The organism is Chitinophaga sp. 05T412, from assembly GCF_056396465.1.
This window is the reverse complement of sequence record NZ_JBFTLN010000010.1, coordinates 20,441-35,680: the sequence shown is the minus strand read 5'-3', so window position 1 is coordinate 35,680 and position 15,240 is coordinate 20,441. Positions and strand designations below refer to the sequence as shown.

13 protein-coding genes are annotated in these 15,240 nt (G+C 45.9%); 11 read left to right on the top strand and 2 right to left on the bottom strand.

The genetic code is table 11. The annotated features are described in order from the left end of the window. Positions 1-49: 49 nt before the first annotated feature. Positions 50-1,063, bottom strand: coding sequence for a FecR family protein (locus AC1DFM_RS21760; RefSeq protein ID WP_477078865.1), 1,014 nt, complete (start codon positions 1,061-1,063; stop codon positions 50-52). Then, positions 1,063-1,647, bottom strand: a complete 585-nt coding sequence (locus tag AC1DFM_RS21755) for an RNA polymerase sigma-70 factor (protein WP_477078864.1) — start codon at positions 1,645-1,647, stop codon at positions 1,063-1,065. Before AC1DFM_RS21755 ends, AC1DFM_RS21760 begins: the two co-directional genes overlap by 1 nt. A gap of 170 nt (positions 1,648-1,817) precedes the next feature. On the opposite strand from AC1DFM_RS21755, the gene AC1DFM_RS21750 reads away from it, so the two are divergent. From AC1DFM_RS21750 to AC1DFM_RS21700, 11 genes are all read left to right on the top strand, one after another. Continuing rightward, entirely contained in the window at positions 1,818-2,147 is a 330-nt protein-coding gene (locus AC1DFM_RS21750) for an ArsR/SmtB family transcription factor (RefSeq protein WP_477078863.1), read from the top strand. 54 nt (positions 2,148-2,201) lie between these two features. Next, the gene (locus AC1DFM_RS21745) at positions 2,202-3,041 is read left to right on the top strand and encodes an arsenite methyltransferase (RefSeq protein WP_477078862.1); all 840 of its coding nucleotides are present in this window, start codon (positions 2,202-2,204) and stop codon (positions 3,039-3,041) included. Between the two features lie 52 nt (positions 3,042-3,093). After that, positions 3,094-4,170, top strand: coding sequence for an ACR3 family arsenite efflux transporter (arsB, locus tag AC1DFM_RS21740; protein ID WP_477078861.1), 1,077 nt, complete (start codon positions 3,094-3,096; stop codon positions 4,168-4,170). A gap of 19 nt (positions 4,171-4,189) precedes the next feature. After that, on the top strand, positions 4,190-4,603 hold the full coding sequence (locus AC1DFM_RS21735; protein WP_477078860.1) for an arsenate reductase ArsC: 414 nt from the start codon (positions 4,190-4,192) through the stop codon (positions 4,601-4,603). A gap of 411 nt (positions 4,604-5,014) precedes the next feature. Next, positions 5,015-5,608 carry an RNA polymerase sigma factor gene (locus tag AC1DFM_RS21730; protein ID WP_477078859.1) on the top strand — a complete coding sequence of 198 codons (594 nt, stop codon included), beginning with the start codon at positions 5,015-5,017 and terminating at the stop codon, positions 5,606-5,608. 55 nt (positions 5,609-5,663) lie between these two features. Further along, entirely contained in the window at positions 5,664-6,806 is a 1,143-nt protein-coding gene (locus AC1DFM_RS21725) for a FecR family protein (RefSeq protein WP_477078858.1), read from the top strand. Between the two features lie 26 nt (positions 6,807-6,832). Then, the gene (locus tag AC1DFM_RS21720) at positions 6,833-10,144 is read left to right on the top strand and encodes a SusC/RagA family TonB-linked outer membrane protein (protein ID WP_477078857.1); all 3,312 of its coding nucleotides are present in this window, start codon (positions 6,833-6,835) and stop codon (positions 10,142-10,144) included. Between the two features lie 10 nt (positions 10,145-10,154). Next, positions 10,155-11,588 (top strand): RagB/SusD family nutrient uptake outer membrane protein, encoded by a 1,434-nt coding sequence (locus tag AC1DFM_RS21715; protein WP_477078856.1) that lies wholly within the window; start codon positions 10,155-10,157, stop codon positions 11,586-11,588. Between the two features lie 30 nt (positions 11,589-11,618). Beyond that, entirely contained in the window at positions 11,619-12,371 is a 753-nt protein-coding gene (locus AC1DFM_RS21710) for a DUF4843 domain-containing protein (RefSeq protein ID WP_477078855.1), read from the top strand. A gap of 26 nt (positions 12,372-12,397) precedes the next feature. Next, entirely contained in the window at positions 12,398-13,906 is a 1,509-nt protein-coding gene (locus AC1DFM_RS21705; protein WP_477078854.1) for a PKD-like family lipoprotein, read from the top strand. 152 nt (positions 13,907-14,058) lie between these two features. Further along, on the top strand, positions 14,059-15,219 hold the full coding sequence (locus tag AC1DFM_RS21700) for a FecR family protein (RefSeq protein WP_477078853.1): 1,161 nt from the start codon (positions 14,059-14,061) through the stop codon (positions 15,217-15,219). Positions 15,220-15,240: the final 21 nt, after the last annotated feature.

Below are 15,240 nucleotides of genomic sequence, written 5' to 3'. Positions count from 1 at the left end.
TATCGTGCCGAACAAAAATTTCCTTCCAATGCTGAAAGATAAATAAATATTACTTTATTTCAATAATGTGATTAACAGTATCTACGCCAAAATTAACATGATTAGGCGTAGTAGCGTTTATCAGGTCCAATATTGGGTAAATAGTTGCTGGCCTGGGCATTAACGGAACATTGTAATGCAGCTGATTGAATTGCTTATTTGTAAAAATAATACGGTATCCATAACATCCTCCCAATTGATTCATCAGCTCATCAAATGCAATGTCACTATAGACTATTTGTCCTGATCTCCAGGCAAGCGCATTCCCGGCAGTAACATTACTTACCTGAATGGAGCCAGTGGAGGTATCGTATGCCGCCTGCTGCCCCGGCAAGAGGTACTGCAGTGTGGCAGATTGGTTGGCAGCACCCACAGCGATTTTACCTTGTGTCAGTGTGGTGATGATTTGTTTACCGTAAGCATTGATATTAAAAGAAGTTCCCAATACCTGCACTACCTGGGTATTGGTTTTCACGATAAAAGGTTGACGGACATTGGTGGCCACTTCAAAATAGGCTTCTCCATTCATTTCCACTATTCTTTCCTTACCGGTAAAGGCTGGCAGATAACGTAACCGGGAACCTGTGTTCATCCAGACTTTACTTCCATCAGGCAGTAAAATGGGTGCTGTATTATTTTTCGGAGTTTCCTGGGTAATATATTCAGCTGTATCACCGGCAGGAATGGCGGTGTGTTTAAAAAACAACCAGACGGTGGCAGCGATGGCCAATGGTATGAAAATAACCGCTGCATAACGTATTACTTTACGCCATAGCGGAGCCTCCCGGGATGCGGTGTATGGCAAGGATAGTCTGGCCTGGAGTTGTTTAAGATCTTCGGCGGTATTTACGCCTTCCCACCCTTTCAACTCACCGGCCTGCGTACGAATTGCCATTATTTCTTTAAACAGTTCCAATTCTTCATCATTCATCTGGCCTGTTGATAACGGTAATTCGCTTTGCTCACTCAGCAAATGATGGATCTTCTCCCAATCTATCTCCTTATTGTGTCTATGCTCCCTCATTATATTGTATTATGACAGTTGAAAAGAAAAAAAGAGTGACTCCCCAGGCAAGAAGTAGCTAAAATAAGGATGGATATAACTCCACGGTGCTGTCTCAGGAACAGATAGGCCTTTCTGATATGCGTTTTTACCGTATTGATAGAAATATTCATTTGTGCGGCTATTTCAAGATACTTCAGACCGTCTATAGCACTCATCGTAAAAACCTTGCGCCGTTGATCCGGTAATTGACTGATTGCCTTTAAAAGTTTGATGCTGTTATTTTCATGCTCCATATTGCCGGGTTGCAGCGCATCTTCGCTATACAATACCCTTTCAATGCCTGGTTGGTGGCGTAGCTTTACCTGTTCACTTTCAAGATAATTAAGACTCCTGTTTTTAATGGAAACGTAGGCGTAAGATTCAAAATTATCTGGTTGCCGCTCATATAAATATTTTTCCCAGTATTTTACAAAAAAATCCTGCACGATATCCTTTGCCGCGTCATTGTTCTTAACAATAGTATAAGCAAACTGACAGAATACTTCGTAATATTTATTGAATAAATACTCCAGCCGGACTTGACTAAGACTTGTATTGCTCATATTACCGCTAAAGACTAAATGGCTTTGGAACTATTGTAGTAATTATCATCCTTTTGTCAGTAAATATAAATGATATAATCATACAACAATGATGACTTTACAGCAGTATAGCGTAAAAAATTTTGAAACCTCCCACATCTATCGTAATATTGCAATAATACAATGATACAATGGGCGCAACAAAGACAGATCTATTCACCAAGCAGCAGAACGAAATAGCAGCCATGGCTAAGGCGCTGGCGCATCCGGCCCGTATTGCTATCCTGCAATACCTGGTTAAAAAGAACGCCTGTGTGTGCGGGGATCTGGTGGAAGAACTGGGTCTTGCCCAGGCAACCACGTCTCAGCACCTGAAAGAATTGAAAATTGCCGGGATCATACAGGGGTCTATTGAAGGCGCCAGTGTATGCTATTGCATCAATCCCAAAGTATGGAAACAATACAAGGAACTGTTCAACGCATTCTTTAAAGACGTAGATCTGCAGCAATCCTGCTGCTAATATTTTTTGCCTGAATTAATCGCAATATTGCAATAATACAATAATGTATCTATCATGACGACTGACGAACAAATGAAGGAACTGGTGAAACAGAAATACAGTGAAATCGCTTTACAGGATAAGGCTACGAACGAATCTTCCTGCTGCGGCTCCGGTTGTTGTTCTACCGAAGTATATCAGATTATGAGCGATGACTATTCGCAGCTGGACGGATACAATCCGGATGCTGATCTGGGGCTGGGCTGTGGCTTGCCAACACAGTTTGCGAAAATCAAAAAGGGAGATACCATCATTGATTTAGGTTCCGGCGCCGGCAACGATTGCTTCATTGCCAGACAGGAAACCGGCGAATCGGGAAAAGTAATAGGCATTGATTTTACACCAGCCATGGTTGAAAAGGCACGGGCCAACGCAGAGAAACTGCACTTCAATAATGTAGAGTTCCGTCAGGGTGATATTGAACAAATGCCGGTAACAGCTAACGTGGCGGACGTAGTGGTCAGCAATTGTGTGTTGAACCTGGTGCCCAACAAAAATGGCGTGATCAAAGAAATTTTCCGGGTGCTGAAGCCCGGTGGTCACTTCAGCATCTCCGATATTGTATTGCAGGGCACTTTACCTGCCAGCATCCAACAGGCCGCGGAAATGTACGCCGGTTGCGTATCCGGCGCCATTCAAAAACAGGCGTATCTGGACATGATCCACAACAACGGTTTCAAAAACGTCACCATTCAGAAAGAAAAAACCATCACCATTCCGGATGATATTCTTTCCAGCTACCTCAACGCCGAAGAGATAGCCGCCTTCCGCTCAGGGGATACTGGCATCTACAGCGTTACCGTTTATGCAGAAAAACCGTCTGATGCGGCGTGTTGCCCTCCTGGCTGTTGCTAACCAACCAGCCTGATATCATTTGAGACCTTTAAAAAACATATAGCGCAACATCATGCAAAACTGTAATCCGGCCCAACGTAAGCAATTAGGCTTCCTGGACCGTTATCTTACCTTGTGGATATTTCTGGCGATGGCCATCGGTGTTGGTATCGGCTATTTCTTTCCATCCTCATCCGGATTCATCAACTCCTTTTCATCGGGTACCACCAATATACCGCTGGCAATAGGTTTGATCCTGATGATGTACCCGCCACTGGCCAAAGTGAAATATGAAAACATGGGCGAAGTATTCCGGAACACCAAAGTATTATCCGCTTCTCTGATACTGAACTGGGTCGTTGGTCCTATGCTGATGTTCGTGTTGGCTGTACTGTTTCTGCATGGCTATCCGGAATACATGACGGGCCTTATCCTGATTGGGCTGGCGCGTTGCATTGCGATGGTCATTGTGTGGAATGAACTGGCAGATGGCAATCGTGAATACGCCGCCGGATTAGTCGCATTAAACAGCATCTTCCAGGTATTATTATATCCTGTTTATGCCTACCTCTTCATCACCTGGTTACCGACTATTTTTGGTATGAAAGGTCTTACCGTAGCTATCTCCATTGGTGAAATCGCTAAAAGCGTTGGTATCTATCTCGGTATTCCCTTTGCTGCCGGTATTATCAGCCGTTATGGCCTTATCGCGTGGAAAGGAGCACAATGGTATCAGGAAAAGTATGTATCCTTCATTTCCCCCATCACGCTGATCGCATTACTGTTTACTATTGTAGTAATGTTTAGCCTGAAAGGAGAACTGATAGTGCAGATACCTTTCGATGTTATCAAAATAGCGATCCCGCTGATGATCTATTTTGTCGTTATGTTTTTGGTAAGCTTTCTGCTGGGCAAAATATTGGGCGCCGATTATTCCCGGAATGCGGCGATTGCCTTTACCGCAGCAGGCAACAACTTTGAACTGGCCATTGCGGTAGCTATTGGCGTGTTTGGCATCAACTCCGGTCAGGCTTTCGTTGGCGTGATAGGACCACTGGTAGAAGTACCCGCACTCATCGCACTGGTAAACGTAGCCTTCCGGCTCCGAAAGAAATGGTACGATACTTCCGCCACCACTATAAAAGTATAAATCTTCAACATCATATCACATGAAAAAAATCCTGGTCCTTTGTACCGGCAACAGTTGCCGCAGTCAGATCGCAGAAGGCTATTTAAGATATTTCGCCGGAGATAAAGCCGAAGTATATAGTGCCGGTGTGGAAACGCACGGCGTGAACCCACGCGCCATTGCTACGATGGCAGAAGATGGTATCGATATTTCCGGGCATACTTCCAATAACATCACGGAGTACCAGGGTATCCCTTTCGACTACGTGATTACCGTTTGCGATAACGCTAAAGAAAGATGCCCGTTCTTTCCTACTACTGCACAGAAATTCCATGAAAACTTTCCTGACCCGGCGAAAGCCACCGGTAGTGAAGAAGATATTATGCAGCAGTTCAGAACGGTACGCCAGATCATTAAAGCGTATACCCAGTCTTTTGTAGCCGCCCACCTGTAAGGCGGCGCCTTAAGCCGGAACATCAGCCCGTAAGCAAGTATCATGCTTACGGGCTTTTTTATTTATTCAAGAAGTAATTGCTATCTCCCCAAAAGGAAAATTCATTTTCAGCCAACCTATTTGCATTTAAACTGTTTATCTAAATTATTCTTTCACTAAAAAAACTTTTATGCAAGTTGCTACCATCGTTGAATACATTGTGATGCTCCTTTTGATCATTGCAGTGGTGATCTCCTCTATTATTACTATTCCTAACAGTCACCTGTAATACTTTACCAGCAAGCTATTACTGCGCCTCCTGCTGACCATTAAGTTCCGGGGGACACCAGGTTTACATTAGATATATTTATCTATGATAAAAGATTCCCTTTTTAGTTATATTAGTTACAGTCTTTTAATCTTTTATCCACATTGCCTATTTCCAGATCATACGACGAAACATCCCTGCTGATCAGTACCGCGGCGGGTGACGAACGTGCATACCGCGCTATTTTTGACCATCACTGGAATCGCATTTACCAGGTAGCCCGCGCTATGCTTAGGGATACCGACGAAGCTAAAGAAGCCGTGCAACTGGTTTTTATCCGATTATGGGAAAAACGAACGCACCTGCCGCAGGTGGAAAATTTTGACGCCTGGCTATTTATAGTAGCTAGAAATACCATTTTAAGTCAGTTGAGAAAGAAAGCTACGGAAATGGTGATGCTCACAGACAATCTTCCGCTGGAAGATCAACTGACGCCTGAAACAGTCATGGAATATAAGCAAACCACCCTACTGATACAGGAAGCCCTTACCAGGCTGCCTCCGCAGCAATTACAGGTATATAAACTCAGCCGGGAAAAAGGACTCACGCATGCACAGATTGCCCAGCAAATGAATATCAGCCCCGCTACGGTAAAAAGTCATATGATTCGTGCGCTGCATACCTTGAAAGCTTATATCCGTGAACAAGGCGGACATATGCTGCTGGCTATTTGGCTCCTTTCCAGGATTATCGATTAAAAAAATACGACGCGACATCTTTTACCGGATACATGCCGTATATAACTAAGTAACTATGAATGAAACATCCCCATTGTTCCGCCAACTAACAGATAAATACCTCGCTGATACGATCACAGCTGCTGAAAAAGAAGTATTGTTTAGCATGATCAGCGAAGGTACTGACGCGCCTGAACTGGAGCAGATAGTAGCCAACATCTGGGAACAACCACTGACAGCCGAAGAAGATATTGACCTGAGGGAACAGATCTATGATAATATCACCACTCACCGGAAAAAAGTAAAACAACTAAATATCCGTAAATGGGTAGCGGCAGCCGCTGTGGTATTAGTACTAGGCACTGCCGGTGCTGTGTTCTTCTTTAACAAGCATCCACAACAAACACTGGCAACCTTATCACCAGGCAGTGCGCTGCTTATCCTGGGAGATCAGTCCAGGGTGCCACTGGATAGCGCAGGCAATAAAGCGATGAATGAGGGCGGAACCCAGGTAGTGCAACAGGGCACTCAACTCACCTATACCGCCAGCCAGCCAGCTTCCGGCACACTCACTTATAATACACTGCAAACAGCTGTTGGCAGTCAGTTTAAGCTGATACTCCCCGACGGCACTCACCTGTGGATCAATGCCGGTTCATCCGTGCGATATCCTGCTGCTTTTGCAGATAATGAAAGAAAAATTGAGGTTACCGGAGAAGTATACCTGGAAGTACAACCCGACAAAAGACCGTTCCTCGTAACTACCCCACTTGAAACAGTACAGGTGCTAGGTACGTCGTTTAATATCAATGCGTATAACGAAGAAGCCTATACGTTGACCACCTTACTTTCCGGTAAAATCAGTGTGATCAACCAAAATAAGGTGACCGTTACCTTACAGCCCGGCCAGCAATCCCTTGTAAAGGGTACCCCCACTACCAACATACCGGTGAAGGCTGCTGATGTAGAACAGGTAATGGCCTGGAAAAATGGATATTTCAACTTTGAAAACGAAAGACTGGAAGAGGTGTTTCGGTTGTTATCGAGATGGTATAATGTACAGTTCAAAGCGGAAGGCAATACAGCCAACCTGTTATTCAGCGCGGTGATTGCCCATTCTTCCCCACTGGACAAAGTACTGTCGGAGCTTTCAGCTACGGGGGCAGTCAGCTTCTCCCGTGAAGGAAACACGATCAAAGCAAGAGCAATCAGACAATAATCGTATCGATCATACCCGTTTTATTAATGAGAAGGATTCATGTGATATTGTTGCTGGCGTGTAGCCTGCTGACGTCCGTTTGTTATGCTCAGATCACGATATCTGAAAAAGGCGTAACCTTTTCCCGGCTGTTTAAGCAGATCAGGAAGCAAACAGGCTATCGGTTCGTTTACAACGACAACATGTTGCCGTCCAACCAACACTTTAACGTGAATGTAAAAGATGCTACGATCAATACCCTACTGGACAAATACCTGCGGCCAGTCATGCTCACCTATGAAATCCGTCCGGATAAAACGGTGATTATTCAACAACTGAAAGAAACCCAGACAACACCGCTAGCAGCCCTTACTCCTGCTTTACGGGGAAAGGTGACAGATGAAAACGGACAACCATTAGCCGGTACCAACATCATTATAAAAGGTACTCATCAAGGCGCCACGGCCGATTCCTCCGGGCATTTTACGCTGACCATCCCCGATGCAAACTGCACTATCGTGGTATCCTTCGTAGGCTATGTTCCGCAGGAATTATTACCCTGGAAAAGCTATAAAAACATCCGGCTCACCACCACCATTCAAACCATCCGGGATGTGACTATTAAAACCGGTATGTTCCTTCGGAATAAAAATATTTTTTCCGGCGCCACCGCCACTTATTCCGGAAAAGAACTACGACAGGTTGGTACGCTCAACATATTGGAAAGTCTGAAAACATTAGATCCATCCCTGCAGTTAATACCCAATAATATATTAGGCTCCAACCCCAACCAGATACCCAAAGTGGAGGTCAGGGGAAAAACAGGGCTATCTTCCAACACCGTCAGAGATCAGTTCTCCAATGATCCTAATCAACCGTTATTTATTCTCAACGGCATGGAAACAACGCTGCAGCAGATCATCGACCTGGACATGAACCGGGTGGCGTCTGTTACGTTGTTGAAAGACGCCAGTTCTACCGCCCTSTATGGCTCCAGGGCTGCCAATGGCGTAGTGGTGGTGGAAACCGTGAAACCTCAACCAGGAGAGCTACGCGTTTCTTACAGCGCCATATTACGCCTGGAGACGCCGATGCTCGGTGATTACAACATGATGACCGCAGCAGAGCTACTGGAATTCCAGCGGCAGGCAGGCATGTACAATCCCACTTTCTATAATGGTAACGTCAATAATGATAACCTGTATAACCAGCGCCTGGCGGAAGTGACGAGGGGCGTTAACAGCTACTGGCTTTCCACTCCGTTGAGAAATAGTTTCACCGGTGCGCACTCCATCAATGTCAGCGGCGGCAACAATGCGTGGCAATATAACGTTGGCTTAAACTACCGGGGATTGAACGGTGTCATGAAAGGCTCCGACCGAAAAACCGGGGGCGCCATGATCGACCTGTACTACCAGGAAGGAAAGGTAAAGGCGTCTAATTCTCTTTACATCAATGGCACCAAGGCGCAGGCTTCTCCCTATGGTGTTTTCAGTGATTATGTAAACCTCAGTCCCTATTACCGGAAGAAAAATGCAGATGGTAGTTTGAATACCGACCGGTACCTGGATATTTTCCAGGTGATGGTCGATAACTCCTCGTCCTTCGCCGACACTTTCCACATCACCAATCCTTTGTACAACACCAAATTGGGTGGCGAGAACCTCACCAAAAATTTATTGATACAGGACCAACTGAACCTGATTTACGATATCACGCCCGTGTGGCGGCTTTCCGGCGGTTTTCAGATCACTAAAAATAATGGCAGGGCTACACTCTTCCTGCCCACTGATKATACGCATTTTGAAGGAATGGATGCCAATCAGAAAGGACAATATGTTGAAACCCGCACGGATGCTTTCTCTTATCAGGGTAATGCCATGCTCACTTACCGGAAAGTGCTAAACGAAATACATAGTATCAATGGTAATCTGCGCTCAGAAATACAGGAGCAGGGACAAACCGTAACAGGCTTTTCTGCTGTTGGTTTCCCTTCCGGCGTAAGGCCAGGACCCAACACACCCGGTGTATACGCCCATATGCCTGTTTTCCAGAAAACAAAAGCCAGGAGAGTGAATGCATTGGCCAGTGTTAATTACGCCTACAAAAGCCGCTATTACATTGATGCCACCTATCGGCTGGATGGCTCTACTGCTTTTGGTTCCGAGAAGAAATATTCTCCTTTCTGGTCATTGGGTGCTGGATGGAATATCAGTAATGAAGCCCGTGTGGCCCATCTGACCTGGTTAAACAACCTGCGTATACGCGCCAATATCGGCACCACGGGTAACCAGTCGCTCGGTACTTATGTATCCACTTCCGTATATGGTTTTGAAAATAACACCAATGTATTTGGACCCGGCATTTATATGCGGCAACTGGGAAATCCGCTACTGCAATGGCAGCGTACCCGCACCGCCAACATCGGGCTGGATGCAGGGTTATGGCATAACCGGCTGATGGCTACCATCGACGTGTATGACAAATATTCCAATCCGCTGGTAGTGGTGGGTACCAAACCAGCATCCATTGGTGTAACCACCTACGCCTTCAATGTTGGTAGTCTTCGTAGCAAAGGCATTGAAGCCAATATCCACTTCTCTCCTTTTTATCTTCCTGAAAAAAATATCCAGTGGACCATCGGCATTATGGGCGCTTTTTATAAGAGCAGATACCGGGGATTTTCCAACCTGCTCAAAAACCTGAATGATTCAGCCTTGCAGGAAAATTCGTTGCTACGTTACATGGATAACAACAGTCCTGATGAACTGTGGGCTGTACGTTCCCTCGGTATTGATCCCTCTTCCGGAAAAGAATTGTTCCTGAAAAAAGATGGCACACAAACGTTTACCTATGATCCGGCAGACATTGTAGCTATTGGGGATGGAAGGCCAATGGTACAGGGTGTTGTCAGCTCCAACCTTACCTACAAAGGTTTCCGGCTGGGCCTTTATCTCCGTTACAGTATCCGGCAGCTGATCATGAATGAAGCGCTTTATTCCAAAGTGGAAAATATATCATTCAATGATCTGGTCAACAACCAAGATAAACGTGCTTTAACGCAGCGCTGGAAACAGTCCGGTGATCAGGCGGAATTCAAAGGTATCAGTATCACCGATAATACACCGATGTCTTCCCGCTTTATGCAGCGGGAAAGTTATATCTCCGGAGAATCTATCAGCGCAGGCTATGAAATGTACGCCAATAAGCATCCCTGGATGCAACGTACTCCATTGCATGGTATCCGGTTCGAAGCTATTATGAATGATATTTTCCGGCTGTCTACCATTAAATCTGAGAGAGGAATTGACTATCCGTTCAGCAGAGCGATATCTTTTAATCTCTATGCTTACTTTTAAATTGTCATGTATGCAACGTGTTATCAGTATATTTCTTCTGGTCCTGGCTATCACACAAGTATCCTGCAATAAATACCTGGATGTGCAGCCGGAAGACCAATTGCTGGAAGGCCCGGTGTTTAATAACCGAACTAATATCCGCAGTGCACTGAATGGCGTATATCTCAACCTCGCGAAACCTGGGCTATATGGTGGTAACTATTCCTGTACTTTTCTGGATGTGCTGGCGCAGTATTACAATGTATCGCGCCTGTACACTAATCATCCGTTCAGTGGCACCTCCCGATACTATTATGACGATCCCAATCTAATGGGTTATACTACCACCATCTGGGACAGTAGCTACACCGCCATATTAAACCTGAATACCTTCATCAGCCACGTGGAATCAGACAGCAGCATACTTACACCCGATGAAAGATTACTAATGTTGGGAGAAGCCTATGGCCTGCGCGGCTTTGTCGCATTCGACCTCTTGCGGTTATTTGGGCCTGTTTACAAAACCGATTCTTCGAAAACGGCCATCCCCTATCCAATGACGCCAAAATGGGATGTACAACCACTATTGCCCGCTTCAAAAGTGATCGCCCATATACTCGCGGATCTTTATCATGCCACTACTTTACTGGAGAAAGATCCGGTTCGTAGCCAGGGTGTACATGTAGCAGGGACCGGTGAGGATGTTTACTTCAGCCTCCGTAACCGCCGTATGAATTATTTTGCGGTGCGGGCACTCATTGCCAGGGTGCTGTTGTACCAGGGTAATACCGCCGCCGCCAAAGAAATGGCCACTACAGTAATCAATGACGCCGGGCACTGGTTTCCCTGGAGCCCGGAGGCTTTAACAGAACCGGGTATCGCTAATCCCGACAGGGTGTTTTCTGCTGAAGTAATATTTGGTTTGGAAAACAGTAACCTCTATGTTGTTCGTCAAACCTGGTTCTGGGCAGGAAGACCAGAGTGGCAAATACTCATTCCGGCAGCGGGACGGCTGGATAATATTTATGAACATAATGCAGACGACTACCGGTACCGGTCATGGTTTTTTATAGATCCCGGCACATCCAGGATTGAAAAAACTTTTGTAAAGTATGCAGATGTTACTGACCCCAACCAGCTCTTTCGGCATTTACAACCGGAAATAAAAATGTCGGAGATGTATTACATCGCGGCGGAAGGGGTTGCTGATGATAACAACGCCGGGACGCTGCTGAATACCGTACGCAGTAACCGCGGCCTGCCTCCGCTGACCATCAACAACGACCGGCAAGCGCAGATTACAAAGGAATATGAGAAGGAGTTTTGGGGAGAAGGACAATTATTTTTCTACTATAAACGCATCAATCAGCAGCGCATCCCTAGCGGAACGGGCAGTGGCAGTTTTAGCATGAGCAATGAGCAATACGTACTACCGTTACCGTTATCAGAAACTAATTTCCGGTAAATAAATGATGAGCTGATAAAACAATATCGCATGAAAAGAGTCTGTATAGGTATCTGTATGTTGTTATGTATCGCTGCCTGTAAAAAGGAGCGGCTGATGGGCTATGAAGGAGGCAGCAGCATCTACATGGATATAGATGTATTGGGAGGGTACTTTCAGTCAGATACCAGTGTTATTGATTTTTCTGCATATAAAGGGCGGCAGGATACCACGTTGGTACTTCATTTTTTCACCGTTGGGCAAATAGTACACAGCAAGCGGCCATTTAAGCTGGCCGTATCGGACAGCTCTACTGCCGTGGCTGGCCGGGATTACATATGGCCGCCGGCAGATAGTTTTTATATTCCGGCAGACAGCAATCAAACAACTATCCAGCTTGTTATGAAACGATCGCCTGATTTATATGATCAGTCACGTACACTGATCCTTAAACTGCAGCCGAACGATTACTTCGGCGCCAATGTAACTGAGATAACGCCCACGAATGATTATCCCCGTTCCGTTGTCCGTTTGAGGATTACCATCTCCAACACACTGGTAAAACCGGATATATGGAATGCTAACCAGCATGTATTGGGCACTTATAGCCGAAAGAAACTAACGTTGATGGTACAGGTACTTTCCCTGACGCTGGACCGTTTCTTTAATAACCCGTATTCATCTGTGCAACTGGAAACATTTGCCAGGGAATTTCAGGCCTATTTAAATCAACAGCGGGTTGCAGGTAATGTGGTAATGGATGAAAATGATACGCCCATGGTAATGGGACCGGATGTGCAATAATGTTTTCATTTTCCGAAACAAACAACATGCGTAAACAGCACTATATACTTTTATGGCTCATGATCTTTCTCCTGCAGGCGGCCTGTTTGAAGGATAAAGGCAATTATAAGTATACATCTCTCAACAGTATCAGCATTTCTGGTATAGACAGTGCCTATATACTGAACCTGGGTGATCGGCTGAAAATCACGCCTTTACTGTCTTTCACACAAGATCAACCCGAAGACACCGCCAACTACACCTACCAATGGGTGGCAGATCACACCATAGGGTTTAGCTGGACGCCCGTTACCATATCGGTGTCCAGAAACCTGGATACCACTATCCGGCTTCCCTATATTGGTACTTACTATATGTACTACCGTGTTACTGATAAGCGTACCAAGCTATTCCAGGATGCTTACTTCTATTTAACCATGAGTGTACCGAGCTTTGAAGGCTGGCTACTGCTGTCCGATACCGGAGATGGTAACAGTCGCCTGAGTATGGTATCTCATCAGGGGAATAAGGATACGGTATATCCGGATATTTTAAAGACGGTATCTTCTGCTTTTATTCCAACAGGGGCCCCGGTAATGGTGAAAACCGCCTTTTCCGGATTTCCCCCTCCAGGAGTAGCGGCGCTGACTATTTTTGTTGCCACCAGTAAGCAATTCGTATTTCTCGGGCAGGATACGCTGGAATACCGCCCTGCTTATGACCTGACAAAAGCAGTGCCTGCTGCCGTAACAGATTGGAGTGGTATGCAGCTGAATATGGACTTCGGGCAGGAAGGATTACTGTCGGTCAACGGCAACGTGTATGCCGCAAACGGTGACGTTTTCACCTCGCCGGTCAATAATACACCAGATGGTCAACTATTTCCAGCCTCCCCCTGGATTACATTGAACTCAACCTCCCAGAGCCTGAATGCCTGCGTGTTATTTGATACCCTCCACGGCGCCTTTTATCGGTACACCGGTAGCGGCACTACCGCTGTCCCCTATACGAACGGCACGCTCTTCAACTTCAGCACCGGTAAAGACCTGCTGTATATGCAATATGTACCATTCAACAACGGAGAAGTATTTGCTGTATTGCAGGACAGGAGCAATCATAAAAGATACCTTGCGCGATTTATGCTCAATGGTACCCAGCATTATTATGGAGAAATTACCGGCAATGATATTTCCAACACCACGCAGTTTGCTGCAAGTCCAAACCTGGGATATCTTTTCTACAGCACCGGAGGAAAGGTATATGAATACGATCCCGTGAGCAACCAAAGTATGCTAATGAAGGACTATGGCTCCAGGGCTATTTCGCTGATCAAGTTTCAGCAATTCAACTTTACCTACAGTAACGCAGGCAATGCGCAACGGTACCTGGTCCTCTCGCAAAAGCTGGTGGTGTGTACCTATAACCCTGGCGCTCCCGCTGGTTCCGGGATGATCGATATTTATCATGTACCGGCCGCCAATGCCCCCTTGCAACTGTATCAATCCTTCACGGGTGGCATGGGGAAGATCGTCAGCGTCTCCTACCGGGATCGGTAACGAATGCTATATCACCCAACAGGTATCTCCAGATTGATTCAGGAGGCTCGGATGACCCCTCTGGTGGCCGATAAAAAAAATTTTTTTCCGCACTGCACCTATCTCCTTTTTACAGCGTCTTTAATGTATAAGCCCTACATAATTGACTTGTAATGCAGCATACTTCTGAATTGTTACATCATCTGACAGCCCGCTATCTTGCTGACGACATCAGTGTCAGCGGCAAAAACACCCTGTTCAGTATCATCAGCAAAGGGACCTGTATACCCGAGCTGGAGCAAATAGTGGCCGGAATATGGAAGCAACCACTGGCAGATGAAGAAGATACCGCATTAGGTGAGCAAATTTTCGAGGGCATTACAGCACATCGGAAAAAAGTAAGGCAACTAAAAATCCGCCGATGGATGACCGCCGCAGCAGCCGTATTGCTGCCAGCCGCCATTAGTGCGATGTTCCTGTTTAGCGGGAATCAGAAAACACCTCCATCGTTGTTGCGGGGGCAAGCCATGCTCACCCTGGGAGATCAGTCGCAGATTTCCCTGAGCAGCAACGGGCATCAGGTGATCCACCAGGGCGGCACCACGATAGTACAGCAGGGAGGGCAGCTCACCTACACCGCCAACAACGCGGTTTCCGGGGCGCTCACGTATAACACCCTAAAGACTGCTGCTGGCGCCCAATTCAACCTGGTACTCCCTGATGGTACCCGCATATGGATCAATGCTGGCTCCTCCGTCACATACCCTGCCATTTTTCCTGACAATAAAAGACAGATTGAAGTAAAGGGCGAAGTGTATATGGAAGTACAGCCGGATAAAAGACCGTTTTGGGTATCAACGCAACACCAAACGGTACAGGTGCTTGGCACTGCTTTTAATCTACAGGCATATAGTGAGGAGCCCTTTACTTTCACCACCCTGGTTTCTGGCAAAATTAGAATAGTGAACAATTATCAAACAGCTGTTACACTCCGTCCCGGGCAGCAGGCCATTGTCAATCATCAATCAGCTGCCACTACTATTCCGGTAAACCACGCAGCAATAGAACAGGCAATAGCCTGGAAAAATGGGTATTTCGATTTTGAAAACAAAAAGCTGGAAGACATCTTCCGCCTGCTATCAAGATGGTATGATGTACAATTTGAAGCAGATCCGAATACCCGGAATTTACAATTCAGTGCCGTGATCGCCCGCTCCTCTTCACTGGAGGAAGTATTATCAGTGCTTGCTGCTACAGGAGCTGTAAATTTTTCAAGGAAAGGCAATACCATCAGGGTCACTGCATCTATCCAACACAATAAAATTGGGGTATGAATAAAATGATAGAGGCGGCGC

Bases quoted from the DNA above. Each gene is read 5' to 3' on its own strand.
- AC1DFM_RS21755 (WP_477078864.1), bottom strand. From the start codon at position 1,647: ATGAGCAATACAAGTCTTAGTCAAGTCCGGCTGGAGTATTTATTCAAT.
- AC1DFM_RS21750 (WP_477078863.1), top strand. From the start codon at position 1,818: ATGGGCGCAACAAAGACAGATCTATTCACCAAGCAGCAGAACGAAATA.
- AC1DFM_RS21745 (WP_477078862.1), top strand. From the start codon at position 2,202: ATGACGACTGACGAACAAATGAAGGAACTGGTGAAACAGAAATACAGT.
- AC1DFM_RS21705 (WP_477078854.1), top strand. From the start codon at position 12,398: ATGCGTAAACAGCACTATATACTTTTATGGCTCATGATCTTTCTCCTG.
- AC1DFM_RS21760 (WP_477078865.1), bottom strand. From the start codon at position 1,063: ATGAGGGAGCATAGACACAATAAGGAGATAGATTGGGAGAAGATCCAT.
- AC1DFM_RS21710 (WP_477078855.1), top strand. From the start codon at position 11,619: ATGAAAAGAGTCTGTATAGGTATCTGTATGTTGTTATGTATCGCTGCC.
- AC1DFM_RS21725 (WP_477078858.1), top strand. From the start codon at position 5,664: ATGAATGAAACATCCCCATTGTTCCGCCAACTAACAGATAAATACCTC.
- AC1DFM_RS21715 (WP_477078856.1), top strand. From the start codon at position 10,155: ATGCAACGTGTTATCAGTATATTTCTTCTGGTCCTGGCTATCACACAA.
- AC1DFM_RS21735 (WP_477078860.1), top strand. From the start codon at position 4,190: ATGAAAAAAATCCTGGTCCTTTGTACCGGCAACAGTTGCCGCAGTCAG.
- arsB (WP_477078861.1), top strand. From the start codon at position 3,094: ATGCAAAACTGTAATCCGGCCCAACGTAAGCAATTAGGCTTCCTGGAC.
- AC1DFM_RS21700 (WP_477078853.1), top strand. From the start codon at position 14,059: ATGCAGCATACTTCTGAATTGTTACATCATCTGACAGCCCGCTATCTT.